General features: G+C 69.1%; 18 protein-coding genes and 3 pseudogenes. 10 read left to right on the forward strand and 11 right to left on the reverse strand.

Going from position 1 to position 26062, the window contains the following annotated elements:
• Positions 1-311 precede the first annotated feature (311 nt).
• Positions 312-494 carry a hypothetical protein gene (locus ACFY1J_RS25985; protein WP_390732033.1) on the forward strand — a complete coding sequence of 61 codons (183 nt, stop codon included), beginning with the start codon at positions 312-314 and terminating at the stop codon, positions 492-494.
• A gap of 183 nt (positions 495-677) precedes the next feature.
• Positions 678-3332: an NACHT domain-containing protein gene (locus ACFY1J_RS25990; RefSeq protein WP_390732034.1), complete on the forward strand. Its 2655-nt coding sequence runs from the start codon at positions 678-680 to the stop codon at positions 3330-3332.
• Between the two features lie 2 nt (positions 3333-3334).
• Here the strand turns inward: ACFY1J_RS25990 and ACFY1J_RS25995 are convergent, their stop codons facing one another.
• Together ACFY1J_RS25995 and ACFY1J_RS26000 are read right to left on the reverse strand one after the other, a co-directional pair.
• Entirely contained in the window at positions 3335-3784 is a 450-nt protein-coding gene (locus ACFY1J_RS25995; RefSeq protein WP_390709356.1) for an SRPBCC family protein, read from the reverse strand.
• Between the two features lie 175 nt (positions 3785-3959).
• The gene (locus tag ACFY1J_RS26000) at positions 3960-4592 is read right to left on the reverse strand and encodes a class I SAM-dependent methyltransferase (protein ID WP_390732035.1); all 633 of its coding nucleotides are present in this window, start codon (positions 4590-4592) and stop codon (positions 3960-3962) included.
• Positions 4593-4736: 144 nt separating this feature from the next.
• Between ACFY1J_RS26000 and ACFY1J_RS26005 the strand changes: the two genes are divergently transcribed.
• Complete coding sequence (locus ACFY1J_RS26005; RefSeq protein ID WP_390709358.1) at positions 4737-5372, forward strand: TetR family transcriptional regulator; 636 nt, start codon at positions 4737-4739, stop codon at positions 5370-5372.
• A gap of 157 nt (positions 5373-5529) precedes the next feature.
• On the opposite strand, the pseudogene ACFY1J_RS26010 reads toward ACFY1J_RS26005, so the two are convergent.
• Positions 5530-5751, reverse strand: a pseudogene (locus ACFY1J_RS26010) (WD40 repeat domain-containing protein); the annotation flags it as partial.
• A 385-nt stretch (positions 5752-6136) separates the two neighbouring features.
• Between ACFY1J_RS26010 and ACFY1J_RS26015 the strand changes: the two are divergent.
• Complete coding sequence (locus ACFY1J_RS26015; RefSeq protein ID WP_390732036.1) at positions 6137-8260, forward strand: SpoIIE family protein phosphatase; 2124 nt, start codon at positions 6137-6139, stop codon at positions 8258-8260.
• 28 nt (positions 8261-8288) lie between these two features.
• Here ACFY1J_RS26015 and ACFY1J_RS26020 read toward each other — a convergent pair whose 3' ends face one another.
• Positions 8289-8672, reverse strand: coding sequence for a hypothetical protein (locus ACFY1J_RS26020; protein WP_390732037.1), 384 nt, complete (start codon positions 8670-8672; stop codon positions 8289-8291).
• 148 nt (positions 8673-8820) lie between these two features.
• On the reverse strand, positions 8821-9411 hold the full coding sequence (locus tag ACFY1J_RS26025) for a TetR/AcrR family transcriptional regulator (protein ID WP_390709361.1): 591 nt from the start codon (positions 9409-9411) through the stop codon (positions 8821-8823).
• 157 nt (positions 9412-9568) lie between these two features.
• Between ACFY1J_RS26025 and ACFY1J_RS26030 the strand changes: the two genes are divergently transcribed.
• Positions 9569-10588: an aldo/keto reductase gene (locus ACFY1J_RS26030; protein WP_390732038.1), complete on the forward strand. Its 1020-nt coding sequence runs from the start codon at positions 9569-9571 to the stop codon at positions 10586-10588.
• A gap of 34 nt (positions 10589-10622) precedes the next feature.
• Positions 10623-11534: an LLM class flavin-dependent oxidoreductase gene (locus ACFY1J_RS26035; RefSeq protein ID WP_390732039.1), complete on the forward strand. Its 912-nt coding sequence runs from the start codon at positions 10623-10625 to the stop codon at positions 11532-11534.
• A 15-nt stretch (positions 11535-11549) separates the two neighbouring features.
• On the opposite strand, the gene ACFY1J_RS26040 is transcribed toward ACFY1J_RS26035, so the two are convergent.
• Both ACFY1J_RS26040 and ACFY1J_RS26045 read right to left on the reverse strand, forming a co-directional pair.
• Positions 11550-13430: a propionyl-CoA synthetase gene (locus ACFY1J_RS26040; protein ID WP_390732040.1), complete on the reverse strand. Its 1881-nt coding sequence runs from the start codon at positions 13428-13430 to the stop codon at positions 11550-11552.
• 145 nt (positions 13431-13575) lie between these two features.
• Complete coding sequence (locus ACFY1J_RS26045) at positions 13576-14184, reverse strand: TetR/AcrR family transcriptional regulator (RefSeq protein WP_390732041.1); 609 nt, start codon at positions 14182-14184, stop codon at positions 13576-13578.
• Positions 14185-14265: 81 nt separating this feature from the next.
• On the opposite strand from ACFY1J_RS26045, the gene ACFY1J_RS26050 reads away from it, so the two are divergent.
• The 4 genes and pseudogenes from ACFY1J_RS26050 (at position 14266) to ACFY1J_RS26065 (ending at position 18556) form a co-directional block, all read left to right on the forward strand.
• Entirely contained in the window at positions 14266-14691 is a 426-nt protein-coding gene (locus ACFY1J_RS26050; protein WP_390732042.1) for a DUF4345 domain-containing protein, read from the forward strand.
• Positions 14692-14887: 196 nt separating this feature from the next.
• Positions 14888-16522, forward strand: a pseudogene (locus ACFY1J_RS26055) (NPCBM/NEW2 domain-containing protein); the annotation flags it as partial.
• A 33-nt stretch (positions 16523-16555) separates the two neighbouring features.
• A pseudogene (locus ACFY1J_RS26060) lies at positions 16556-16981 on the forward strand (NPCBM/NEW2 domain-containing protein); the annotation flags it as partial.
• Positions 16982-17083: 102 nt separating this feature from the next.
• Complete coding sequence (locus ACFY1J_RS26065; RefSeq protein ID WP_390732043.1) at positions 17084-18556, forward strand: phosphatidylinositol-specific phospholipase C domain-containing protein; 1473 nt, start codon at positions 17084-17086, stop codon at positions 18554-18556.
• A gap of 22 nt (positions 18557-18578) precedes the next feature.
• Here the strand turns inward: ACFY1J_RS26065 and sbnB are convergent, their stop codons facing one another.
• The 4 genes from sbnB to ACFY1J_RS26085 are packed head-to-tail and all read right to left on the reverse strand — an operon-like array spanning position 18579 to position 25867.
• Entirely contained in the window at positions 18579-19649 is a 1071-nt protein-coding gene (sbnB, locus tag ACFY1J_RS26070) for a 2,3-diaminopropionate biosynthesis protein SbnB (protein WP_390732044.1), read from the reverse strand.
• Positions 19646-20650 (reverse strand): TauD/TfdA family dioxygenase, encoded by a 1005-nt coding sequence (locus ACFY1J_RS26075; protein ID WP_390732045.1) that lies wholly within the window; start codon positions 20648-20650, stop codon positions 19646-19648. The genes sbnB and ACFY1J_RS26075 overlap by 4 nt, the downstream gene beginning before the upstream one ends.
• A 38-nt stretch (positions 20651-20688) precedes the next feature.
• Complete coding sequence (locus ACFY1J_RS26080; protein ID WP_390732046.1) at positions 20689-23217, reverse strand: amino acid adenylation domain-containing protein; 2529 nt, start codon at positions 23215-23217, stop codon at positions 20689-20691.
• A gap of 16 nt (positions 23218-23233) precedes the next feature.
• Entirely contained in the window at positions 23234-25867 is a 2634-nt protein-coding gene (locus ACFY1J_RS26085) for a Pls/PosA family non-ribosomal peptide synthetase (protein WP_390709686.1), read from the reverse strand.
• Positions 25868-26062: the final 195 nt, after the last annotated feature.

The raw sequence follows: 26062 nt of genomic DNA on the forward strand, positions 1-26062 counted from the left end.
ACTGAACTTCCTACGCTTCTGTGCCACGTGCTCTCTCCGCCGTTCTGGACTTCGATCCTATGGGGACCGCTGTCCGAGAACTTCGGGGCGCCTCAGTTGGCAGGGGGTGAACGGATGTCGATGCCTCCGAGGGTTGCCCGCCGTCCCGACGGCAGCCTGCCGATCCGTGACCGCACCTGCAAGAAGGCGCCTCCCGCGCGCGCCGCTACGCCGCCGAGGGTTTCGCGGTCGTCGCGATCGACGCGCCCAACCACGGCGACCGCCCCAAGGACGAGGAGTTCGGGTGGATCGCGGCGGAGATACGGGCCGGCATGGCCGCCGGTGAGAATCCGGGCGCACTTGTCGCCGGCATGCACAGCTATCTGGCCGGTCAGGCTGTCGACGCCTTCACCTCGACCGAGAAGACGCTGCATGCCAACTGCGGCAATCACAGGGACGTACCGTCGTTCGAAGTGGACAGCTCGCCGCGGTTCTTCGCCCGGCATCTGAGCTGACCGGACATCGCGGTTCTCGGCGCGCTGGGCGCAGCTCTCGGACGTCCGGAGCGAAGTCCCGGATGGATGGGCCCCGTTGGGGCAAGAATCAGCTGAGTGCACTGGGGAACGTGCGGCCGTCTGGGGGGGACGATGGATGCTGGTGCGATCGCGACTCGCCTCGCCTCTGGTGTCGTCACCCCCTTGGTCAAGAAGCTGTTCGTCAGCGAAGGTCCGGGGGCGGGCCTCGTCGACCGACCTGTGCGGATCTCCTCGCTGGTGTCGTTCACCGGTGAGAAGCGTCGGCTGACGGACGCAGACCTGCACAAGCTCACCCGGGCCCTGCTCCGCAGTGCGGTGGGATCCGCCCCCGTCGGTGAGCGGCCCGTCGCGCCGGACGAGGAGGAGGCGGTCGCGCTGGCCCTGGCCCGGACCCTGACGCATCTCGGCGAGCTGGAGATGGACGACGTACAGGCCGTTCAGATGGGCCCGCAGGCGCTGCTCCAGGCATTGAAGGCCGCGGGACCTGACGCTGCGCGCGACCTGTCCACCGACGCCGCCCAACTCCACGACGCCCTCTTGGCAACGGCGTGCGTGCACATTCTCCACTTCTTCACCCAGCGCTCGACATTTGTCGCACGTACGCTCGTCGAGCACAGCAGCCGGCTCGCGGAAGTGATCGCCAAGACGGACCTGCTGCTGGCGCGAAACCCCTCCCCCGTCACGAAGGACACCCTCTTCGAGGAGCGGTACGCCGCGCACATCGCCCAGAAGCACGGGATGCTCACCATCTACGGGATCGATCTTTCACGGTCGCCCGAACAATGGCCGCTCGGTACCGCGTACTTGAGTCTGGAGGCGGACCTCGACCGGGACACCCGCCATGCCATGATCCGGGCGGAGCATGCGTTCAACGGACGTGATCGTGTGCTGCTCCGTGGAGTCGCGGGCTCCGGCAAGACGACGCTGGTGCAGTGGCTGGCGGTGACCACGGCCCAGCAGGATCTGACCGTCCTGGACAGCGAGGCCCCGTTGGCGACACTCATCGGGCGGGTGCCGTTCGTGCTGCCCATGCGTACGCTGACGCGTCAGCATGACGACCTCCCGGCCCCGGACGAGTTTCTGCACCGCACCCGTTCTCCCCTGGCCGGAGCGCAGCCGGCCGGATGGGCGGACCGAGTGCTGGCCGCGGGCCGGGGGCTGCTTCTGATCGACGGAATCGACGAGGTGCCGAAGCAGATTCGCGAGCGCACTCGCCGTTGGCTGCAGGATCTGCTCGCGACCTACCACAGGAACGTCTGGCTCGTCACCTCTCGCCCCTCGGCCGTGCGCGACCGATGGCTCGCAACGGAGAAGTTCACCGAGTTGTCGCTCGCCCCGATGAGCCGGCACGACGTCACCTCGTTCATCCACCGATGGCACAACGCCGCCCGTAGCGTCAGCGAGCAGGAGGAGCGCAACCTTCTCGACGCGTACGAGGCCTCCCTGGTCACCGCCGTCCGCACCAAACAGGATCTCGCCCGGCTCGCCACCAACCCGCTGATGTGCGGCCTGATTTGCGCGCTGCACTGCGACCGGCGCGGCTACCTGCCCAGCGGCCGCAAGGAGTTGTACGACGCCGCGCTGTCGATGCTGCTGGCACGGCGCGACCGGGAACGCGACATGGACGCGCCGGACGGGATCGAACTCACCGAGGAGCCGAAGGTCCGGCTGCTGCAGCGCCTGGCCTACAAATTCATCCTCAACGGCAAGTCCGAACTCGACCGCAGCCACGCCGAACGCATCATCGCGGACACTCTGCCCAGCGTGCCGGTCGCGGCGGCCCAGGGAGACGCCGCGGCGATCTTCCAACACCTTCTGCTCCGCAGCGGACTGCTGCGCGAGCCGGCCGTCGGCTCCATCGACTTCATCCACCGGACGTTCCAGGACTACCTGGGTGCGAAGGCCGCAGTCGAGGAGGGCGACATGGCCCTGCTCGTCCTGCGCGCGGTCGAATCCCAGTGGGAGGACGTCATCCGCATGGCCGTGGCGCATGCCCGTCCCAGGGAGGGCGCGGAGCTCCTGATGGACCTGCTCAGACGCGGAGACGGCTCAACGTCCGGCTACCGCAGAGCCCAGTTGCACCTGCTCGCCACTGCGGCCGTCGAACATGCCACCGAGCTGGAGCCCCGTGTGCGGGCCGCGATCAGCGATCGCGCGAGCGCCCTCATTCCGCCCCGCAGCGCCTCCGAAGCCTACGAACTCGCCAGCATCGGCTCCGTCGCGCTGGAACTCCTGCCGGGGCCCGACCGGCTGTCGGACGAGGAAGCGCTCTTGACGGCACACACGGCCGTCCTCATCGGCGGGGACGCCGCCATCCCCCTGCTCAGCCGCTATCAGGACCATCCAGACCCGCCGGTACGACAGCTGCTGTGCAGTGCCTGGCATCGCTTCGACACCGCGTCCTACGCCGAGGGTGTGCTGGCCGACCTGCCCGAGGACGACGTCTATTTCGAAGTCACCACGCCGGAGGAACTGGCGGTCTTCAGCACCTTGGGGGGCCGCTCGCATGTGCGTGTGTCGGAGGGCTTCGACGCGATCCATCTGATCCACGCCCTGCACCCCGACCGGGTCACCCATCTGTGGCTCCCGGCCGAGCAATCCGTCACCTGGTACTGGCTGGCGGCCTTCCCGCGCCTCGACACCCTCACCCTGGACGCGGCCGCCAAGGCCGTGGACATCTCCTCGCTGGCCGCCCACCCCAGCCTGCGCCAACTGCGCGTTCCGTCGCACCAGCCGATCACGGGCCAGGAGTCGCTCCATGGCAAGGTGCAACTCGCGTCGTACCTACCGGATCCGGGGACGGGCCCCGGCGTGTGAGCTCAGCGTTTGCCTTCGACAAAGTCCTTGAACTGTTCGAGATCCTGCTGGATCAGATGCTGAATCCTGTCGGACTGGGCGAACCCTTTGGGGCCGCCGAAGGTCTCGCGGGTCTTCTCCGGGTCGTACTCGACGCGGAGCTGTATCTGTGTGTGCTCGTCGTCGATCGCCCGTACGGTGAACGCGCCCTTGAGGTCGGCGCCCTCACCCTTTGCGGTGTGCCACATCATCACGCTGCCCTGCGCACCGCCCTTGGCACGGTCGGTGAACTCGGCATCGAGTTCCCGCGGTCCTGCCGCCGATTCCAGGGCCAGATGTGCTCGGCGCTTGCCCTCTGGTCGCGCTTCCCGGACGCCGTCCACGAACTGCGGAAGGCTCTCCACGCTGTGCAGGTAGTCCCAGGCCACCTCGGCGGGTACAGCAACGTCGATCTGGTTCTCGATCGTGGACATGTGCGACACCTCCGTGATCATCCGCACAGGTAACGGACCAGTCCCCACCTCCCACCATCGGCCGTCCGGGGGATGCCCGCACCCGGAAGACGCCCACGACCACGCGGGCAGCCGCGAAATGCCGTTTGTCATCCGACCGGGTGAGGCAGCCACGCCCTTGTGTCACACCCCCATGTCATGCCTCCGCGGACTCGGATCGCGTCGGCCGCACCGCCTGCACATGGCGCAGCCACGGCCGTATGTCACCGCTGCCGCGCACCTCGAAGCCCGCGTCCGTGATCAGTCCTGCCAGCAGTTCCACGCGGTGGTGTGCCATGGCGTGGCCCGCCCCGCCATGTACGAGGTGGCGGCCGAGCCTGGACTTCGGCGGGCGGAACTCGACGACCAGCAGACGCCCGCCGGGCCGCAGAACCCGGTACATCTCACGAAGTGCCGCAGGCCGGAGCTCCTCCGGCAGGTGGTGCAGCATCAGGCTGGTGACGACCGTGTCGAAGGCGGCATCGGGCAGGTCGAGGGACTCGGCGATGCCCTCCCGATAGGTGCAGGCGGCGCTGCCCGGCCGTGGCTTGCGCCGACGGGCGTAGTCGAGGACCGGCGGTGACGCGTCGACACCGGTCACCGCGCCCTCGGGGCCGACACGCGTGGCCATGTGCCGGGTGAGGTAGCCGGTGCCGCAGCCCACGTCCAGGACGCGGTCACCGGGCTCGGCTCCGCTGAGCTCGGCGAGGCGGGTGAAGGCACGGTGGCGGCGACCGGCGAAACAGAGGGCGCCGAAGACTTCGTACGCGCGCGGGGTTGCGATCGTCACGCCAGGTGTGTCAGGGCGCGGCTTGCCTTGCATGAGGTGACCGAGGGACATGGACCCTCCTCCATAACTTAGTCGTGACTAAGTACTGCTCCTAACTTAGTCACGACTAAGAGAAACGGCAAGGGGCGGCATAGGATGACGGGCGTGACCGAGCCCCGAGCCCGTACCCGGACGCGCCTGCCCGCGGCGCAGCGGCGCGCGTCCATCCTCATGGCCGCCACGGAGGTCTTCTCCGAGACCGGCTACCAGCGGGGCAAGGTCTCCGACATCGCCAGGCGCGTCGGCGTCACCGAGCCGGTGGTGTTCCAGAACTTCGGGTCCAAGGCCGCGCTGTACCGGGCGGCCCTCGACCACGCCACCTCCGCCGTGTCCGAGCTGCTCAACCGGGCCGCCGACGCCGGACGCCCGGTCCCCGAGGTGCTGGCGGCCTTCCTCGATCCGGCCCACATGGACCGCTTCCACCAGCCCGGATCCCATGGGTTCCTCTTCGCCGACGCCACGGCCCTCTCCCACGACCCGGAACTCGGCGACGCCCTCCGCCACGTCCACCAGCACTTCGCCGATACGCTCGCCGACCTGCTCCGCCGCGGCCAGGGCGCGGGCGACATCCGCCACGACATCGACCCGCACACCGCAGCCTGGTGGCTCATCTCGCTCTTGGCGGGCCGTTCCTTCCGCGCGGCAGTGGTCTCCGACCGGGAGACCGTGGAGGCCGAGGTGACGGCCATGGCACTGCGGTCATTGCTGCCGGAGAGGCACCAAGTGCCGGACAGCCCCTGACCCGGCGATTGCGAGGGATGCCGCGGTTCCGGCTACATGGGTCTGCACACCCGACCCCGCGGCCGGCCCCGCAGATATTGAGCGCGTTCCTGTTGCGTGAACCCCCCGGTGCAGGGCACGGCAAGATGGCGCGGACAGTTCGCCTGTGGAGGTCCCAGAGTCGGATCGTGCCGTTGTTGTGGCCCGCGGCGAGGGTACGGCCGTCCGGGCTCAGTGCCACCAACATGGCCATGTTGGTGAGGACGGCGTGACTCTGCCCGGTGGCCGCGTCCCACAGACGCGCGGTCTCGTCATCGCTGCCGGTGGCCACTGCGTGCCCGTCGGGGCTGAACAGCACCGCACGCACCGGCCCATGATGACCGACAAGGCGGGCACGCAGTGCACCTGTCGCCGTGGATGATCACGCTGACGGCCGCGGCGCCGGCGCTGGGGGCAGGGCTCCTGGCGGCGCCCGCAGCCGTCCGTGGCCGATCGGCTCCGGCAACGCGGTGGCGGAGGCCGAGTGCCCCCTGAAGAGCTACCGGTGCAACCCGGGTGCGACGACGGGGTGGTCGGCAGCAAGACCTGGAAGAAGCTGCGCAACAGGTGCGGTACGCAGCCGGTCGAGGAGCCGTGGGGCTGCTACCGAGGTGCCCCGTCCCGCTGCCGGGAGAGACCATGGATGCGGGGTACCTGGAGGCGGGGGTACGTGCAGTTGCGGCCGGGTTCCGGCCCGGTCCCGCGAGCAGGTCGTACGACACCAGCGGCTGGAAGGAGGGCCGGCGATGAGCGCAAGCTCAACCGGGCAGCCTCCTGCCGACCTCGGACTGGAGAACAGCGGCCGGCCGGAGGACCGGGCGTCGACGCCGCGGGGGCTGATGGACCTGCTCGGTGTCGCGGCCGTACTGCTGGACGCCGAGGGCCGCATCGTCCTGTGGAGTCCGCAGGCCGAGGCGCTCTACGGCTATAGCGCCGAGCAAGCGCTCGGCCAGTTCGCGGCACAGCTGCTCGTCCACGAAGACAACTGGGACTGGGTGATCAAGACATTCGCCGAGGTCATGGAGACGGGCCAGCCCTGGGCGGGGACGTTCCCCATCCGTTGCGCGGACGGCAGCACACGCATGGTGGAGCTGCGCAACATGCGCCTGCTCAATGACCACGGCGACTTCTACGCCCTTGGCCTGGGGGCCGACTCCCCCACGCTGCGCGAGCTCGAAAAGAACGTCGCCCTGTCCACGCGGCTGGTCTCCCAGTCCCCCATCGGCGTGGCGATCCTGGACACCGACCTGCGGTACGTGACCGTCAACCCCGCTCTGGAGCGCATGCACGGACTTGCCGAGAAGCACCATCTCGGGCGCCGCTACCGCGAGGTCATGAAGTCCTCGGAGTTCAAGGCGGCCGAGGCGGCGATGCGGCAGGTCCTGGAGACCGGGATCCCGCTGGTGGAGGAGTCGACCGTCGTCGGCCGCACGCCTTCCGACCCCGGGCGCACGCATGCGTGGTCGATCTCGGTGTACCGGCTGGAGGACGCCCGGGGCCAGGTTCTCGGGGTGGCCGAGTGGGTGGTCGACGTCACCGAGCGCTACGAGTCCGCGCTGGCGGCCACCGAGACACGACGGCGTCTGGCTCTCATCGCCGCCGGTTCCATTCGTATCGGCACGACTTTGGAGGTCGACCAGACGGCCCGGGAACTGGCTGACGTCACCGTGCCCGACTTCGCCGACGTGGTCTCCGTCGACGTACTCGACTCGGTCCTGGACGAGCACCGCCCCCGGTCCTTCACCGGCCCGGAACTCTTCCGTGCCCTGGCGGTGAAGGCGGCCTATCCCACCGATGCCGAGCGGGCCGCCGACCCACCCGGCGAGCTCGCGGCGTACGGTGCCGACCGGCTGGCCACGCAGTGCGTGCGCACGGGCCGCCCCATACTGGTCAGTCATGCCGAGGGAAGTGACCTCAGGCGCATGGCCCGTGACGATCATGCGGCCACATTGCTGGCCCGCGCCGGGGTGCACTCGTACCTCGCCGTTCCGCTCACCGCTCGGGGCAGCACCCTTGGCTTCCTGGGTCTCACCCGCGCCCGCGACCCACGTCCCTTCGACGAGGACGACCTCGCCATCGCCACCGAACTCGCCTCCCGCACGGGGATGTGCATCGACAACGCGCGCACGCACCAGAGCGTGCGCAGCGCCGCGGAGACCCTGCAGCGCAGTCTGCTCCCCGACCTGCCGACGGATCTTCCCGGTCTGCAGGTCGCCGCGCGCTACCGGCCCGCGCAGGCCGCCTACGAGATCGGCGGTGACTGGTACGACGTGCTGCCGCTGCAGAATGCCAGGACGGCGCTCGTCGTGGGCGACGTCATGGGCAGCGGCATCGACGCCGCCGCCACGATGGGCCGCCTGCGCACCGCCACCGCGGCCTACGCCGACCTGGACCTCGAACCCGCCCAGGTTCTGCAGCACCTCGACGCGATCACCGGGCGGCTGGAGCAGTACATCGCCACGTGCCTCTACGCCGTCTACGACCCCCACCGCGGCGAGTGCCGCATCGCCAGCGCCGGCCATCTGCCCCCCGTCCTCGTACGCGGCGGTCGACGCCCCGTGCTCCTCGACCTGCCCACCGGCGCTCCCCTGGGCGTGGGCGGAGTCCCGTTCGAGAGCACGGCCATCGAACTCGCCCCCTACGATCAACTGGTGCTGTACACCGATGGGCTGGTCGAGACCCGCGACTACCCCATCGACGAGCGCCTCGACACCCTCCTGCACCTCCTTGAGGAACTCGGCCCGCTGGAGGACACCTGCGACCGCCTCCTCCACCGCCTCCGCCACCCCGGCGCCCCCGACGACGTAGCCCTGCTCATCGCCTGCGCACGCCCTCTCGGTCCGGATGACCCCGGTGAAGCCGGCCGGTGAGTCGGGGTCCGGTACCGGCCTTCTTTTCTCACACCCGCTCGTCCGCCGAGGCTTCATCGTCGCTCATTGCCGTGTAGACAGTCACGATCGCTGCGATGACGTCCACCTCGGCCGGGCCGATGATCTGCAGCCACGCCAACTCACTCAATCCGTCGAATCGGCCGACTCGGCCGACTGCCCCCTCGGGCCAGGGGTGTGGCGTCCTCGGCAGGTGCGCCAGGGAGATCTCGTCGACGAAGCAGCCGGAGATCTCCGGGGGCTTGGAGACCGTGGCGTAATAGAGGCCGGAGAGGGAGATCACGACATCGGGCTTCGACGGCCCCTCCCTGAGCGTGATCTCCAGCGAGTCGTCCTCGTTGAATGCCTCGAACGAGATCCGGCTGATGAAGTAGCCGACGAGCGGCGCGAGCATCCGCGCGGTGTTCGCGCACCGATTCCTGAATGCGCCTTCCGACTCGCTGGGATCAGTCACAGGCGGAGACTATGAGTCTGGCCGCCATGCGTCGACCAGGTTTGCCGGCGCGGCAGTTGCGCTCCTGCATCAGCTGCCTTGCCTATGGTCAGTGGGACTGGCGCAGCCCCGCGATGAGGAGGTCGACCAGTCGGCGGGCGTCGTAGCGGGGATCGTTCTCCGCGCCGATGCAGAGGTTTCCGACGCCGCGCATGAGCTCGTAGGCCTCCAGGTCGGAGCGGATCTCACCGGCGGCGGCCGCTGCTTCGAGCAGTTGGGTGCACACGGGCAGGAGGCGGTCGAGGAAGTAGGCGTGCAGCGCGTCGAAGCCGGCGTTCTCGGACTGCAGCACGGCGGCGAGTCCGTGCTTGGTGACCAGGAAGTCGACGAAGCGGTTGATCCATTGCCCCAGTGCGGCGTACGGAGTTGCGCTGGTCGCCAACAGAGCGGGGCCCGCCTCGGCGCAGGCGTCGACCTGGTGCCGGTAGACGGCGATGATGAGATCCGCTCGCGTCGGGAAGTGCCGGTAGATCGTGCCCAGCCCGACGCCCGCCTCGGCCGCGATGTCGCGTACCGGCGCTTCGACGCCTGACGCGACGAAGACCGCGGCCGCCGCGTCGAGCAGGGTCTCCTTGTTGCGCCGAGCGTCCTTCCGCCTGGCCGGGGCCGCGTGCCCTGCGCCCTCGTCGCCCTCGTTCATCGCGCCGCGCCTCCGTTGTCGAGCTTGCAAAAACGGAACATGGTTCCGTATCGTTGAAGCGGAACGAGGTTCCGCTTGCTCATGATGCCAGAGCAGCGGGCCCGGCACCCACTTCACGCATTGTCACCACGTTTCACCCGCAATGGAGGAACACGTCATGCAGTACCGCACCTTGGGCCGCACCGGTGTGCAGGTCAGCTCCCTCGCGCTCGGCGCAATGAACTTCGGCAAGATCGGGCGCACCACGCAGGACGAGGCCACCGCGATCGTCGATGCCGCCCTGGAAGCCGGCATCAACGTCATCGACACCGCCGACATGTACAGCCAGGGCGAGTCCGAAGAGATGGTCGGCAAGGCCATCGCAGGCCGCCGCAACGACCTCGTGCTGGCCACGAAGGCTTCCATGCCCATGGGCGACGAGCGCAACCACCGGGGCAGCTCGCGCCGTTGGCTGATCACCGAGCTGGACAACAGCCTGCGCCGTCTCGGTGTCGACCACGTCGACCTCTACCAGATCCACCGGTGGGACCCGAGCACCAGCGACGAGGAGACGCTGTCGGCCCTGACCGACCTGCAACGCGCGGGAAAGATCCGCTACTTCGGCTCCTCGACCTTCCCCGCGTACCGCATCGTGCAGGCCCAGTGGGCCGCCCGCGAACATCACCTGAGCCGTTACGTCACAGAACAGCCCGGCTACTCGATCCTGCAGCGCGGCATCGAGACCCATGTGCTGCCCGTGACCGAGGAGTACGGCCTCGGTGTGCTGGTGTGGAGCCCGCTGGCCTCGGGCTGGCTGTCGGGCGCGATCCGCGCGGGACAGGAAGTCACCACCAACCGCTCGACGTTCATGCCCGAACGCTTCGACATCACCAGCCCCACCAACCGGGTCAGGCTCGACGCGGTCGAGCGGCTGGCCGAAGTCGCCGACGAGGCCGGTCTCACGATGATCCAGCTCGCGCTCGGATTCGTGACCGCGCACCCCGCCGTGACCAGCGCGCTCATCGGTCCCCGCACGCAGGCCCACCTGCACTCCCAACTCGCCGCCGCAGACACCGTGCTCTCCGCCGACGTACTCGACGCGATCGACGCCGTCGTCGCCCCCGGCACCGACCTGGCCCCGCAGGAGAAGCACGACACCCCGCCCGCGCTGCTCGACCCGTCACTGCGGCGCCGCTGATCGGCCCATGAGCTTCGAGAGGACCAGCGACTCCATGCCTCACACACCCCGAAGCACACCCCGACACCCATCCCGAAGCTCACCCCGAACCCGATTCGGGATCATGACCGCCCCCTCACAGGTCGACTACCACGACGTCCTGCGCGTCTGGCGCGAGGCGGACACGATCCCGGAGATCGAGCACGCGTGGCTGTTCGATCACCTCATGCCGATCGGGGGAGATCCGGACGGACCGACCTACGAGGGCTGGACGCTGCTCTCGGCCCTCGCCGCCCACACCCGACGACTGCGGCTCGGCGTGCTGGTGACCAGTAACCGGTTCCGGCCGCCCGCGATGCTGGCCAAGATCGCCACAACCGTCGACATCGTCTCCGGCGGACGGCTCGACTTCGGCATCGGCGTCGGCTCACGCCCCGGCCACCCCCTGGCCCGGCGTGAGTACGAAGCCCACGGCCTGCCGTTCCACGATTCCGCGCACGCCGTGGGGAGCCTCGCCGAAGCCTGCACGGTGATCCGGCGCCTGTGGACCGAGGAGGAGCCGTTCGACTTCCACGGCGCCCATCACCGCCTCACCGGAGCGTTCGGCAACCCCAAACCCGTCCAGCGCCCCCACCCGCCGATCCTGATCGGCGGACGCTCGTCCGCGACGCTGCGTGTGGTCGCCGAGCACGCCGACCTGTGGAACATCCCGGGCGGCGACATCGACGACGCCATCCGCCGCGGCGCGCTGCTGGACCGCTACTGCGCCGAGATCGGCCGCGATCCCGCCTCGGTCACCCGCTCGATCCACCTGCCCGTCGCCTACGACCGGCCCGGCGTCACCCGGGACGCGATCGGCGAGGCGACGGGCGCCGGCTTCCGGCACATCGTCCTCGGGCTGCCGGCGCCCTACCCCGCCGACGTCGCACGGTGGGTTGCCGACGAGCTGATCGGCCCGTCGGCCTGAACACCCTTCTTCGGCCTACCGCGGCCGCAGAATCGGCCGGAGGTCGTCCAGCGCCCCGGGGTCCTCGATGGTGGAGGGCATCGGTACGTCCCGGCCGTCGGCGATGCCGCGCATCGCCTTGCGGAGGATCTTGCCGGAGCGGGTCTTGGGCAGGGCGTCGACCACGGTCACGTCGCGGAAGGCCGCCACCGGTCCGATGTCTCTGCGTACCGCGGCGACAAGCTCTTCGCGGAGAGTGGCCTCGTCCGGATGCACACCGGACTTGAGCACGACCAGTCCGCGCGGCAATTGCCCCTTCACCTCGTCGTGGACGCCGATCACCGCGCATTCGGCGACTGCGGGATGCGCCGCGAGTACGGCTTCGATCGCGCCGGTGGACAAGCGGTGCCCGGCGACATTGATGACGTCGTCGGTGCGGCCCATCACGAAGAGATAGCCGTCCTCGTCGAAGAAACCGGAGTCGCCTGTGGTGTAGTAGCCGTCGTGCTCGGCCAGGTAGGCGTCGATGTACCGCTGGTCGTCGCCCCAGAGCGTGGGCAGCGAACCGGGTGGCAGGGGAAGCCGGACCGCGATCGCTCCCTCCTGGCCCACGGGCATCCGCTCGCTCGTGGCCGGGTCCAGGACCTGGACGTCGAACCCGGGGACGGGCACGGTGGCCGACCCGGGCTTGGCGGGCATCAGTTCCAGTCCGCGCAGATTGGCCGCGATGGGCCAGCCCGTCTCGGTCTGCCACCAGTGGTCGATGACGGGCACGCCCAGGGTGTCGTGGGCCCAGCGGTAGGTGTCCGGGTCGAGGCGCTCTCCGGCGAGGAAGAGGGCGTCGAACGCGGAGAGGTCGTATCGCGACAGCTCGGTGGCATCCGGGTCCGCCTTGCGGATGGCCCGCAGCGCGGTCGGTGCGGTGAACAGCGCTTTCACTCCGTACTCGGAGATCACTCGCCAGAAGGCGCCGGCGTCCGGTGTCCCGATGGGTTTGCCTTCGTACAGCACCGTGGTGGCACCGATCAGCAGCGGCGCGTAGACGATGTAGGAGTGGCCGACGACCCAGCCGACGTCCGAGGCCGCCCACCAGGTGTCGCCGGGACCGATGCCGTAGATGTTGCTCATCGACCAGGCCAGCGCGACGGCGTGACCGCCGTTGTCGCGCAGTACGCCCTTGGGCCTGCCGGTGGTTCCGGACGTGTAGAGGATGTAGAGGGGGTCGGTTGCCGCAACCGGCACGGGATCGACCGGCTTCGCGGTGGCGACCAGCTCGTGCCAGTCGAGGTCCCGGTGGCTCAACTCGGCTCGTGCGGCCTCGCGTTGCAGTATCACGATGTGTTCCGGCTGGTGCCGGGTGGTCTGCAGCGCCTGGTCGATGATCGCCTTGTAGTCGATGACGCGGGTCGGTTCGATTCCGCAGGACGCCGCCACGACCACCTTGGGCTGGGCGTCCTCGATGCGGGCGGCGAGTTCCTTGGGTGCGAATCCGCCGAACACGACCGAGTGAACGGCGCCGATGCGCGCGCAGGCGAGCATGGCGATGATGGCTTCCGGCACCATCGGCATATAGATGATCACGCGGTCGCCCTTGGTGACGCCGAGCGTGGCCAGCGCCCCGGCGAAGACGGCCACGGCATCGCGCAGTTCGGCGTAGGTGTACGAGGTCTTGGTGCCGGTCACCGGGGAGTCGTGGACGAGTGCCGGCTGCCCGCCGCGCCCGGAAGTCACGTGCCGGTCCAGGGCGTTGTGGGCCGTGTTCAGCTCGCCGTCGGGGAACCAGCCGTACAACGGCGCCCGCGAGGCATCCAGGGCTCTGGTCGGTTTGCGGGACCATTCGATGGCCTCGGCCGCCTCCAGCCAGAACCCCTCCGGGTCGGCCAGGCTTCGGCGGTGGACATCCGTGTACTTCCCCATCAGGCAGCTCCTCGTCGAATCGCCTCGGCATCACGTCTGCTCCGCGCCCGGCCACACGGTCACCTCGTCGGAACGTTTCCGTCCTGCCTGATCAGCATGCCACTCCGCGGGTGTCCCGCACCGGCAGAGCATCGACAAGTCGATGTCAGCGGGGCCAGTCCGGCGCGGGGTCCTCGTCCAGGAGGGGCCGGATGGCGCCCACCGCGGCGCCGACGCACACGTCGCGCAGTTCGGTACGGGTGCAGGTCTCCTCGGTGAGCCAGTCCGCGCACAGCACCTGGACGAACACCAGCCAGCTCTTCAGGACGCCCGACACGGCATCCCGGGTGCTGTCGTCGGCGAGCGGAAGCACGCCGAGCAGGCGCTCCCGCAGGGCATCGAGTTCATTCGTCATGATCGTCTGGATCAGGCGGTCACCGGCCAGCACGCGATTGGCCGCCAGGACGGTGTTGCGGTTCTCCGCGAAGTACTCGATGTGCGCGTCCAGGCCCTGGGTGAGCTGTTCGACCAGGGTGGCGGTGGGGTCGAGCCGGGTCTTGGCGAGCAGTTCGTCGGCGACCTGCTGGTAGAGCGCGGCGAACAGGTCCCGCTTGCTCGGGAAGTGCCGGTAGAGGAGTGCGCGGGAGACACCGGCGCGCTCGGCGACGTCCTCCATCAGCACCTCGTCGTACGGCTGCGCGGCGAAGAGGCGCGCGGCGACCGTGAGGAGTTGGGCGCGGCGTTCGGCGGGGCTGAGCCGCTGACGGGGAGGCACGACCGCATCTTACTTGACACATGTCTACTAAGGAGCTCCAGCCTAGTAGACACACGTCTACTAGCTGGGGGCGACGACGTCATGACCAAAGCCAAGGCGCTCCGGGTACTGGTCGTCACCCTGGGGTACGCCTGCGTGGCGAGCGGGCTCTTCCATGTGCCGCTCGGCAACGCGGCGATCCCGGGCGAGCGGTCGGCCGGGCCGACGATCGACAGTCTGGGCCGGTTCTTCGGTGCGATCTTCGCCGGGTACGGTCTTGCCTGGCTCTGGGCGGCCCGGCGGTCGCCGATCCCCGCCGCGGCGGTGCGATGGCCGGCCGGCGTGTTCCCGCTGGGCGCCTTCGGGCGACTGCTCTCGCTCGCCACGCACGGGTGGCCGCATGCGTTCCAGGTGGCGCTGGGATTCATCGAACTGGTCCTGTCGCCGGTGTTCCTCTGGCCGGCGGACGCCGAGGAGAAGGCGCTTCCCGTCCCGGCCCAGGGTGAAGCCGCGCGACGGCACGCATGAGGAGAAAGCGCATCCGAACTCTGCGGCACGGAAGCGGACTCGGCCGAGGACACACAGGTATTGACATGCTCCAGACAGGCAGCTGGGATGTGGTGACTTTCGTTCGCCCGCGTTTGATCGTGTGCACCACTCACCCCCCTGGGAGCCGCACGTGTCTGCCGAACGACACCTTCGCAGAAAGCAGTTCGCCGTGACCATGGCCGCCCTGTGCCTGGCCGTCCCGGCCCTCGTCGCGGCCAGGCCCGCGTCGGGCACGGTGACGATGCCGGTCGCGGGACCCGCCGTGGACAACGGCCTCGCCCGCACCCCGCCGATGGGCTTCAACAACTGGAACTCGACGCACTGCCGGGCCGAGTTCAACGAGGACATGGTCAAGGGCATCGCCGACGCCTTCGTCTCCCTGGGACTCAAGGACGCGGGCTATACGTACGTCAACATCGACGACTGCTGGGCGCTGCCGAACCGGGACACGAACGGCAACCTCGTGCCCGACCCGGTCCGCTTCCCCCACGGGATCAAGGCCGTCGCGGACTACGTCCACTCCAAGGGCCTCAAGTTCGGGCTCTACTCCAGCGCCGGCACCAAGACATGCGACACACAGGGCTTTCCCGGCGGGCTCGGACACGAACAGCAGGACGCCGACCTGTGGGCGTCCTGGGGCGTGGACTACCTCAAGTACGACAACTGCAACAACAACGCCGTGGACGCCAAGCAGCGGTACAAGGCCATGGGAGACGCGCTCAAGGCCACCGGCCGCCCGATCGTCTACAGCATCTGCGAGTGGGGCGAGAACCAGCCCTGGAACTGGGCGGCGCAGTACGGGAATTCATGGCGCACGACCGGGGACATCTCCGACTCCTGGTCCAGCATGATCGGCATCGCCCACAAGAACCAGTCCCTGGCCCCGTACGCGGGGCCGGGCGGCTGGAACGACCCCGACATGCTGGAGGTCGGCAACGGCGGCATGACCGACACCGAATACCGCACCCACTTCAGCCTCTGGGCTCAGATGGCGTCGCCGCTCCTGATCGGCACGGATCTGCGCGGTGTGTCGTCGGCCTCGCTGGACATCCTGAAGAACACCGACGTCATAGGCGTCGACCAGGACCCGCTCGGCCGACAGGGCACGGTGGTGTCCTCGTCCGGCGGTCTCGTCGTGATGTCCAAACCGCTTGCCGACGGCGGGCGGTCGGTGACGCTGACCAACGAGAACACGACCGCACGAACGGTGTCGACGACGGCGGAGGCCATCGGCCTGGGCGGTTCGACGTCGTACTCCCTCAAGGATCTCTGGTCCAAGCAGCAGTCCACCACGACGGGTGCGATCAGCGCGTCCGTGCCCGCGCACGGCACGGTGATGTACCGCGTCACGCCTGGCACGCCGGTCCCGCCGCCGACGGGCATCCATCAGCTGAGCGACCTGCCGTGGACCTCGGCGGTGAACGGCTGGGGCCCGGTCGAACGCGACCGCAGCAACGGCGAACAGGCAGCAGGAGACGGCCGCACGCTCACCATCAACGGCACCGCCTACAGCAAGGGCCTCGGCACGCACGCCAGCGGCGACATCACGTACCACCTCGGCGGCACCTGCAAGTCCCTGCGCGTGGACGTCGGTGTCGACGACGAATCGACCGCGGGCGGGTCCGTCGCCTTCCGGATCTACCGGGACACGACCGAGGTCGCCGAGAGCGGCGTACGGACGGCCGCCGATCCGCCGCTTCGCCTCACGGCGGATCTGACCGGTGGGACGACGCTGCGACTCGTCGTGACCGACGGCGGTGACGGGATCGACTTCGACCACGCGGACTGGGCCGATGCCCGGCTCGCGTGCGGCAGCGGCCCGACGGCCGGCACGCACGCGCTCAGCGACCTGACGTGGGCCTCGGCGACCAACGGCTGGGGTCCGGTCGAGCGCGACCGCAGCAACGGCGAGAAGGCCGCCGGCGACGGCCACACCCTCACCGTCAACGGCACCACCTATGCCAAGGGCCTCGGCGCCCACGCGGCCGGGGACGTGACGTACTACCTCGGCCGTGGCTGCTCACGCCTGACCGTGAACGTGGGCGTGGACGACGAGGCCGGCGGGAGCAACGGGTCCGTCGTCTTCCGCCTCTACCGGGACGACACGCTCGTCGCGGACAGCGGCCGCATGACGGGCGCGGACGCGGCCAAGGCGCTCTCCGCGGACCTCACGGGAGGACTGGAGCTCCGCCTCTCCGTCACCGACTCCGGAGACGACGTCAACTACGACCACGCCGACTGGGCAGCACCGCAACTGACCTGCGCCTGAACAAGAACGCGCGCCGAGCCCCCGGCACCACGTGTGCCGGGGGCTCGGACTCACCGCTCCCTGGTCTGGACCTGTTCGAGAATCCGGTCCTATATTGCTGACATGTTCCGGTCAACGAGACCCGCACGGCTTCTACGCCGGGCCGCCCTCGCCGCTGCCCTCGTCCTGACGGGCGCCGCGTTCGGCGTGCTGACTCCCGGCTCGGCCGCGGCGCAGCCGTCCGCTTCCACGGACGCCTTCAACAGCCTGACCTCGCAGAGCCATCCGGACTGGATGGGCGGAGTGAACGGCGGACTGGGTCTGGGCAGCCTGTCGATCCCCGGCACCCACGACACCCTGGCCATTCACGGCGGTTGGCTCTACCCGTCGGCGTACGAGACCCAGGAGAACCACGGCGACAGCGCCGCGACCCTCACCGCACAACTCAACGCGGGCATCCGGGCGATCGACATCCGGGTACGGGTCGTGGGCGGTGCGTTCGCCGTCCACCACACCAACGTCTACCAGAACGCCAACTTCGACGACGTACTGTCCAAGGCTCGCGACTTCCTCGCCGCGCACCCCACCGAAACGGTCCTCTTGAACCTGCACGGTGAATGCGATGCAGACACCACCGAGGGCGGCAGTGGCAGCACGTCGATCGGGCACTGCGCCGACGACCCGTCCGACACCACCGCCGCGGACCGCATGCGCATCTTCGGGGACTACCTGGCCCGCTATCCCGGGCTGTTCTACGCGCCGACGGTCACCGGTACCTCCACCGCCGCCATGCCCACCCTCGACCAGGCACGCGGCCGCATCGTGCTGACCCGGTTCACCGGGCCCCGCGGGCAGATCTACTCCGGCTACGGGCTCACCCAGCTGACGAGCGGCGACTGGGGCCACTACATCACCGACGACTGGAGCCAGTGCGATCTCGGCGCCAAGTGGAACGGGGTCAGGGACAACCTGACCGAGGCGGCGTCCGATCCGTCGGGCGCGATGTACGTGTCGTACACCTCGGCCAACTGTGCGCCGGCCGGGGCGACTCCGGCCGACATGGCCGGCGGCTACGGCGGTGGCACCGGGCTGGACCAACGCACTCTGGACTTCCTCGGCGGAGGCTATTCCGCCCGCACCGGCGTCGTCATGACCGACTTCCCGGGACACGCCCTCGTCGCGGCGCTCATCCGCCACCAACCCGGCGGCCTGTCCGGCTACCTGTCCTCCGGGTTGTCCGGCAAGTGTTCGGACGCCTACGGCGGTTCGGGGGCCAACGGCACCAAGGCCGACCTGTGGACGTGCAATTCCAGCGCCGCCCAGTACTGGACCGCCGCGCCCGACAGCACCCTGCGGCTGGGCGGTGCCTGCCTGGACGTGACCGGTGGCAACACCGCCGACGGCACTCCGGTGGAGCTGTGGACCTGCACCGGCGGTTCGAACCAGCGCTGGACTCAGGGCGCCGGGGGCCGACTGATCTCGGAGCAGTCCGGCAAGTGCCTCGACGTTCCGGGCTCGTCCACGACGGACGGGACCCAGCTGGTCATCTGGACCTGTCACGGCGGCACCAACCAGCAGTGGTTCCTGCGCTCCTAGGTCACGGCGGCGGCGGAAGCCTTCACCCGTGCCGGCGCAGGTCGTGGAAGAAGTCCTCGACGACATGGAGTTGTCCGGAGCGCGCCGTCTCGTCGTACACGTATTTGCCGACAGCGAGGTCGAGTACGCCGAGGCCGAACGGCGAGAACACCAGAGGCCGGTCGGTGGGGGGCGTCACTCGTCCGGTCATGACGTCGGCGAGTGTGCCGTGCAGGAAGTCGCGGTTGCCGGTGAGTTGTTCGGCCAGGTGCGGGGAGGTGTCGGCCTTGAGGCAGTGGTCGACGTCGTCGACGATGTTGGTCGAGGCGAGGATGATCCGGGGCGCCAGGTCACGCAGGGACACATGCAGAACCAGCGGGTTGTGGTCGAACCAGGCCGGATCGCTGATGTGCGGTTCGCCCGCGACGGTGGCGAACACGACGAGGTCGCTGGAGCGGATGAGTTCCTCGGGGTCGTCGTGCACGGTGATCCGTCCGGCGCTGCCGGTCTGTCGAAGGTAGTCGCTGAAGCCCGCGGCGCTCTGCTTGGACAGGTCATGGACGCCGGTCTCGTCGAAGGACCAGCCCACGGCGGTCAGGAAGGTGTGGATGTAGCGGGCGATCAGACCCGTGCCGAAGAACCCGATACGCGTGGGCCGTTGCCGGTTGCGGGTGAGGTGGTCGGCGGCCAGTGCCGCGGATGCGGCGGTTCTGGTGGCGCTGATGATGGAGCTTTCCAGGCAGGCGAAGGGATAGCCGGTGTCGTGATCGTTGAGGATCAGGACGGCGGAGGCCCTGGGGATGCCCGCCTGGACGTTGTCGGGGAAGCTGGAGATCCATTTGAGGCCGTCCACCCGGTCCTGCCCGCCGATCGAGGCGGGCAGCGCGATGATCCGGGAGGTGGGGCGGTCGGGGAACCGCAGGAAGTAGGACGGCGGGTTGACCGACTCTCCGGCGGCATGCAGCAGATAGGTGGCCTCGATGAGGTCCACGATCTGGGCTTCCCGGCCCTGCAGCGCGTGCTGGACCTGTGCGCCGGCGATCACTGCGAACGACGGCACGGTGTACGGCTGGGACATGGCGGGCTCCATTGCCGTGGAAGGGGCGTTGGTCATCGGCTGCTCATCTCGGCGGGCGGCGCGCACGGGGCCGGCGCGAGCGGCTCGGCCATGGCGACGAGTACTTCACGTGGTCCTTGGTATGCCTCCCTGCTGTGCGCCGTGCGCACATTGTCGACGAGCATGAGGTCACCGGGCCGCCACGGCGCGCGGGCGGTGTGGGCGGTGTAGGTGTCGTTGAGGAGCTGGACGATGTCCGGACCGATGGGGTCGCCGCCTCCGAAGCGGGTGTTGAAGGGCAGCGAGTCGGCGCCGTGGACGTCGACGAGGTAGTCGCGGATCTCGGGTTCGATCGTCCATTCGTTGAGGAAGGCGATCTGGTTGAACCAGCAGCGGCGGCCGGTGACCGGGTGGACCGTCACGGCGGTGCGGCGCTGTCGGGTGCGCAGAGTGCCGTCGGGTTGCCAGGCGAATGCGATGCCGGCGGTGCGGCAGTAGTCCTCGACGGCTCGGCGGTCATCGGTGCCGAAGGACTCGCTGTAGGGGGCGCCGATCTCGTCGTTGTAGGTGCGGGAGAGCAGCCAGCCCTCCTGCTCGAAGCGCTCGACCAGTTCGTTCGGCAGCGCCTCCAGGACGGCGCAGGCATCGGCGATGGCGGTGGCTCCTCCGGTGGCGGGTGCGGTCAGACAGGCGAACAGCATCAGGCCAGGTGGTCGGAGCGTGTAGCTGAGTTCGTGGTGCATGCACATCGGCTGGGCCGGTGGCCAGGCCGAGGAGGAGTACACACCCGGGGCGTACGTCCTGCGGGGCGCAAAGGATTCCCTGTCGGTCATCAGGGCCGGGGCCAGACGGCGCAGGACGGCGCCGGCCTGGTTCGCGTCGCGCAGGTGCAGGCCACGGACGAGGACCGCGCCGTGTTCGGTGACCAGGGTGCGCAGGGCGTGACGGTGGCCGGCGGCCCACGCCGGGGCATCACCGGGGGTGTCCACGTGCAGGATCGGGGGCTTGGCGGGGTTCAGGTCCACCTTGAGGAGGGACACCGGAGTCGCGTAGGACATGGTGGCTTTCCTTTCGATGTGGTTCGGCTCGCTGTGGTTCAGCTCGATGCGATTCGGCAAGAGGTCATGGGTTCGGGCACATGGCGCTCGGGGCGCTGGTCGACCAGGGCGGCGAGGTCGGTGAGGACCGGGTGTGCCATGACGTCCTTGAGGGACACGGTGCGGTCCAGGGCTATGGCGAGCTTCACCGCCGAGAGGGAGTTGCCGCCACGGTCGAAGAAGTGGTCGCGGCGTCCGATGCGGTCCTGCGGCACGCCGAGGACATGGCCCCAGGCGGCCGCCAGCCGCTGCTCGGTCGGTGTGGCCGGGGGCTCGTGATCGTCCTCGCTGCCGGCGTGTTCGGTGGCCAGCACCGTCAGCACCTTCTTGTCGATCTTGCTGTTGGCGGTCAGCGGCAGGCTTTCGCACCAGTGGAAGGCGGCCGGGACCATGTAGGCGGGCAGCGAGGCACCCAGCCGGTCGGCGAGGCTCCCGGCGTCGACGGGGTTCTGCGCGGAGTAGAAGGCGACCAGGTGCTTGCTGCGATCGGCGCGCTCGGTGACCACCACCGCGCCGTCGCGGACACCGGGGAGGCGCAGCAGGGCGTTCTCGATCTCGCCGATCTCGATCCGGAACCCGCGGATCTTGACCTGCGCGTCACGCCGGCCGAGGAACTCCAGCTTGCCCGAAGGATGCCAGCGGCCGTAGTCGCCGCCGAGATGGAGGCGTGTGCCTGCCCGGTGCGGATCGTCGAGATAGGCCGCTCGGGTGCGTTCGGGATCGTTGATGTAGCCGCGGCCGACGCACACTCCGGAGAACGCGATCAGGCCCGGGGCACCGAGCGGAACCGGTGCGAGGTGTTCGTCGACGACGTAGATGTGCACGTTGTTGACCGCACGGCCGAGCAGGATGCGTTCCGGCGCCCGGTGCATGACCTCGTGGTTGGTGTCGTCCGAGGTCTCGGTGAGCCCGTAGGCGTTGACCAGCCCGATCCGGGGCTGGGCGGTGAACCAGCGCTCGGCGAGCTCCTTCTTCAGCGCCTCCCCGGTGACCGACACGTACCGCAGGTCGGGCAGCGCGCGGGGACGCTGTTCGAGCTCGGTCAGGACGGCTTCGAGGTAGGAGGGCACGACCTGCACGACGGTGGCCCCGCCCTCGGTGACGGTGTCGAGGAATCGGGGGACGTCGAGGATGGCGTCCTGTTCGACCAGCAGGGTTCGCCCACCGGTCAGGAGGGCGCAGAGCAGTTGCCACAGGGAGATGTCGAAGCACCGCGGAGCGGTCTGGGCGACCACCTGTCCTTCACCGATCTCAAGGTCGTCGATCTTGGCGTAGAGGTGGTTGAGCAGGCCGGCGTGTTCGCACATGGCGCCTTTCGGCTCACCGGTGGAGCCGGAGGTGAAGTAGATGTAGGCCAGTTGGCCGGGCGTGACGCGGATGCCGAGGTCGTCGTCCGGGTGGTCTTCTTCGTACGCCGCCTCGACGAAGAGCCTCTCGACTCCGGGCAGCGAGTCGAGTGCCCGGTCGAGGGTGGTGGTGCTGCCGGGTTCGGTCAGCGCCAGGGTGCAGTCGGCGCGGGAGAGCATGGCAGCGATGCGTTCGGCCGGGAAGTGCGGCTCGATGGGCAGGTAGGCACCTCCGGACTTGAAGACCGCGAGGACCGCAACCAGCCAGTCCAGATTGCGTTCGGTCACCACCGCGACGACGCTCTCGCGGGCCGACCCGCGGGCGGCAAGGGCGCGGGCCACCCGGTTTGCCCGGGCGTTGAGCTCCGCATAGGTCCATTGCCGGCCGGCATGCACGGCGGCGAGGGCATCCGGATGCATCCGCACCCGCTCCTCGAACAGCTCATGCACCCTCGCGTTCGGCAACTCTCTTTCGGGACCGGCGAGTTGCTCCAGCTGGAAGCGCTTCTCCGCGGCGGACAGCAGGCTCTGGCGAGCGTGTTCGGCATCGGGGTCGGCGGTCATCAGCGCGAGCGCGGTCAGGTGATAGCCGGCGATACGGGCGGCGCTTGCGGCGTCGAGCATGTCGGTGCGGTAACGCAGCCGCAGCACGAGCCGACCGCCCTGGTGCCGGATGCCCACGCGCAGCGCGGTGTCCTCGGTGAGGTCCCCGTCGACCGCGGTGAGATCGAGGACGGTCTCGAACACCGGCCCGGTCAGGCCGAGTTCGCGCTGGAGCCGGTCGAAGTCCCCGGCCGGAACGGTCTGGTGCGCCCGCAGTTCGGCGACCGTCCGATGGCTGGTGTGCACGAGTTCCCACCAAGAGGCGGGCGCGGTGGTGAGCCGGCACGGCAGTAGGCGGCCGTTCTCGGTGACGTACCCGGTGGTGATCTCGCGCTCCGCGGACAGTGCCGCGAGGACCTTGGCGTGCGCCGCCAGCACAAGCGCATCGATCGGTACCGCCAGTTCGTCCGCCAGCCGGCGAAGCCGGGCCACGGTGCCGTCGGGGGCATGTGCCTCGTACTGGCCCACGCCGGGTGCCGGGTGGAGGGTCCAGCGTGGCGCGGCGGTGAATCCGCCGGCTGTCAGCACGCCGCGCCAGTACTCCAGGCCGGTTCGCGTGTGGTTCGGATGCGTTGCCATCGGGTCGTTTCCTCTGCTAGTTGCTGGTGCTGGTGTCGCGGGATCGGTTGCCGTGAGCTCGGGCGGCAAGGGCGGGGGCGGTCTCCGGGTGGCTTTCGAGGCGGGTGTCCGGGCCGCCTTCGAGGCGGGTCTCCGGGCCGGGCATCTCCCGGGCCGGATTGCCGGCCCACCGGGCGTGCGGGGAGACTTCCTCGCCCTTCATGAGGAAGGAGTCAGGGGCGAGCACGGCACCGTCACCGATCGTCACGCCGTAGTGGACGAAGGCACCGACCCCGAGGGTGCAGCCGCTGCCGAGGATGCTGCGGTCGGACTTGAAGGCGCCGTCCTCCTGCGAGTGGCACTGGACCACGGTCCCGGCGTTCAGCGTGGTGTCGTCGCCGATGGTGACGAGGGTGCGCTCCGGGAAGAAGCAGCCGTCGTCGAAGACCCGTTTGCCGATCCGGGCCCCCAGGAGCCGCCAGATCATGCTCTTGAAGGGGGTGCCGTCGAACACCTGGATGTAGTCGACCGAGGCCAACTTCCAGAAGCGTTCGTGGTGCCAGAAGGGGGGCTCGTAGATCGAGCAGTACAGCGGCTTCTGCGTCTTGAAGCCGGTGGAGGCCCGTTCGATCAGTGCGAAGTAGACGACGGTGAACGTGAGCGTGAGGACGCCGGCCAAGGCGATCGCCGGTGCGCCGAGCGAGGGAAAGAGGCCGGCCGCGCCCATGGTGATGAGGGTGACCACGAAGAGGTGGAGGAACCGCGCCGAGAGGTAGAGGCCGGCGGTTGCGGCATTGTGCCTGTTCTTGGCGGCCAGGCGGCGGCGCAGTTCGTCGCCGGTCTCCAGGTGGTTGAACCTGTTGTCGCGCATCACTGTGCGCGGGATCTCGAAGCTGGGTGAGCCCAGCAGGCCCACGCCCTCACGCACCGGACCGTCGATCGGGACCATGACCTTCGTGGCCAGCAGGCAGTTGTCGCCGGTCTTGCCCTGAGAGGGGTAGGCGATGCGGTTCCCGAGGAAGTTCCGGGGGCCGATCGACGTGCGGGACACGCGGAAGGACGTGCTGGAGAACTCGGTGTTCATGAGGGACAGTCCGTCGGCGATCATGGTGCCGGTGCCGACCGAACTCAGGTAGGGGTTGTCGTGCTGCATTTCGGTGCCGAAGTTCGACCCGGTCTGCTCGATGCGCGACAGGTCGTATCCGAGGTAGCGCAGGTAGTGCACGATGGCGGAGCTGTCGCCGAAGAGCGCGGAGAAGAACTTCCTGTTGGTCATCAGCGCGATCGCCCGCTGGATGCCGTAGTGGAAGCCGTACAGCGGATAGACCTTGCCGGGCTCGATGGCCCGGTTGAGGACGCGCGGCACGGTACCCACGACGAGGAGGCCGACGAGGAGGGAGCCGAGGAAGACCACCAGGGACGCGGTCAGCGCTTCGACATAGAACGCCGCGCTGCCCACCGGCCGGGGCTCCAGGAATGCGTGCAGCTGCGGGACGCCGGACAGCAGGGCGCTTGCGCCACCCATCGTCAGCGGCAGCCACACCAGCAGCAGGCTCAGCAACTGCGCAGCGCCGTATGCGGTCCTCTTGCGGGTGGGGCGGTCGGCGGAGCCGACGGTCCGGTAGTCCACGTCGGTCGGCTGTGCCGGCGAGCCGTGCCGGCGCTTGCCGGCGGGAACGGCCTGGCCGGCGTGCAGCGAGGAGGCGTGGCCCAGCTGGGAGTCGTCGCCCATCGAGGTGTCGATGTCGAGGACCGTGTGCTCGCTGACGAGCACATTGCTGCCGAGCGTGACCCGGCCGGTCTGGATCAGGCCGCCGTGGGCGCGGTAGCAGGACAGCAGCACGTCCTTGCGGATGACCGTGCCATCCCCGACGGTGAGCAGATCAGTGCAGACCGGGGGCGTGCGCGTGAGGATCGTGACGCCTCTGCCGATCCGCGCGCCCAGCGCCCTGAGGTAGAGCACATAGAGCGGTGAACCGACGAACAGGCGCATGGGGCTGGTGCGGATCAGGGTCTTGACGATCCAGAAGCGCAGATAGGCCATGCCCCACAGGGGGAACGCGCCGCATCGCCAGCGGCCGACGAGTGTCCACTTCGCCACGATCGGGAAGGTGCACAGGCCGAGAAAGCCCGCGGCCGCGAACAGGACCGACCGCAGGTAGAGGTCGAGCAGGCCCGAGCCTGCGGAGATCCAGTCGTAGCTTTCGGCGACAGCGAAGGCGGCAAGGCAGGAATAGGCCAGGAAGACCAGGAACTGCAACATTCCGCAGACGAGGTATCGCCGGGTGGCGGCCGCAGTCCCCGCGTCGGCCGACGGACGCACCGGTGCCGACGCCTCTGGTGCCGACGCCTCCGCGGGCGGCGACTGGGACGGGACGGAAGTGGAAGTGGGCACGGCGTCGGAGAGCGCGACGGCCAGGCTCCGGATGGTGGGGTACCGGTAGATGTCCTTCATCGACACCGTCGGCAGATCCTCCCGCTTCCGTACCCGCGCGCAGAACTGCGCCATCACCATGGAATCGGCACCCAGGTCGTTGAAGAAGTGACTGTGCGCCTGCACCTGCTCGACTCGTACGACGCCGGCCAGCACCTCGGCCAGAAGCCTCTCCATGACGGTCGGCATGCCGGTCGAGACGTCACTTGGCGCGGCCGCACATACGCCCGCAGTCATATCCACCACGATTGCTCCTCGAAGACGATTCGGTGTGTGTCGGTCGGTGCGTACGGATTCGTGACGCCCGCCTCTCCAGTAGGCCCGAGCGGGTAATTCCTGTCCCGTCCCTGAATTTCGGGTCTTGACACCGAACGCCGGTCTTGATAATCGACCGCTCGCCATTCCCCGCCCAGTGGCGCCGCCTATGCGCAC

The organism is Streptomyces sp. NPDC001406 (genome assembly GCF_042895285.1).
Lineage (GTDB): Bacteria > Actinomycetota > Actinomycetes > Streptomycetales > Streptomycetaceae > Streptomyces.

What these genes read in the sequence shown, in the direction of transcription:
- ACFY1J_RS26065 (WP_390732043.1), top strand. Translation starts at nt 17,084, where the DNA reads ATGTTCCGGTCAACGAGACCCGCACGGCTTCTACGCCGGGCCGCCCTC.
- ACFY1J_RS26020 (WP_390732037.1), bottom strand. Translation starts at nt 8,672, where the DNA reads ATGCTCGCGCCGCTCGTCGGCTACTTCATCAGCCGGATCTCGTTCGAG.
- ACFY1J_RS26040 (WP_390732040.1), bottom strand. Translation starts at nt 13,430, where the DNA reads ATGGGGAAGTACACGGATGTCCACCGCCGAAGCCTGGCCGACCCGGAG.
- ACFY1J_RS25985 (WP_390732033.1), top strand. Translation starts at nt 312, where the DNA reads ATGGCCGCCGGTGAGAATCCGGGCGCACTTGTCGCCGGCATGCACAGC.
- ACFY1J_RS26080 (WP_390732046.1), bottom strand. Translation starts at nt 23,217, where the DNA reads ATGGCAACGCATCCGAACCACACGCGAACCGGCCTGGAGTACTGGCGC.
- ACFY1J_RS25995 (WP_390709356.1), bottom strand. Translation starts at nt 3,784, where the DNA reads ATGTCCACGATCGAGAACCAGATCGACGTTGCTGTACCCGCCGAGGTG.
- ACFY1J_RS26050 (WP_390732042.1), top strand. Translation starts at nt 14,266, where the DNA reads ATGACCAAAGCCAAGGCGCTCCGGGTACTGGTCGTCACCCTGGGGTAC.
- ACFY1J_RS26015 (WP_390732036.1), top strand. Translation starts at nt 6,137, where the DNA reads ATGAGCGCAAGCTCAACCGGGCAGCCTCCTGCCGACCTCGGACTGGAG.
- ACFY1J_RS26075 (WP_390732045.1), bottom strand. Translation starts at nt 20,650, where the DNA reads ATGTCCTACGCGACTCCGGTGTCCCTCCTCAAGGTGGACCTGAACCCC.
- ACFY1J_RS26085 (WP_390709686.1), bottom strand. Translation starts at nt 25,867, where the DNA reads ATGACTGCGGGCGTATGTGCGGCCGCGCCAAGTGACGTCTCGACCGGC.
- ACFY1J_RS26025 (WP_390709361.1), bottom strand. Translation starts at nt 9,411, where the DNA reads ATGAACGAGGGCGACGAGGGCGCAGGGCACGCGGCCCCGGCCAGGCGG.
- ACFY1J_RS26030 (WP_390732038.1), top strand. Translation starts at nt 9,569, where the DNA reads ATGCAGTACCGCACCTTGGGCCGCACCGGTGTGCAGGTCAGCTCCCTC.
- ACFY1J_RS26035 (WP_390732039.1), top strand. Translation starts at nt 10,623, where the DNA reads ATGCCTCACACACCCCGAAGCACACCCCGACACCCATCCCGAAGCTCA.
- sbnB (WP_390732044.1), bottom strand. Translation starts at nt 19,649, where the DNA reads ATGACCAACGCCCCTTCCACGGCAATGGAGCCCGCCATGTCCCAGCCG.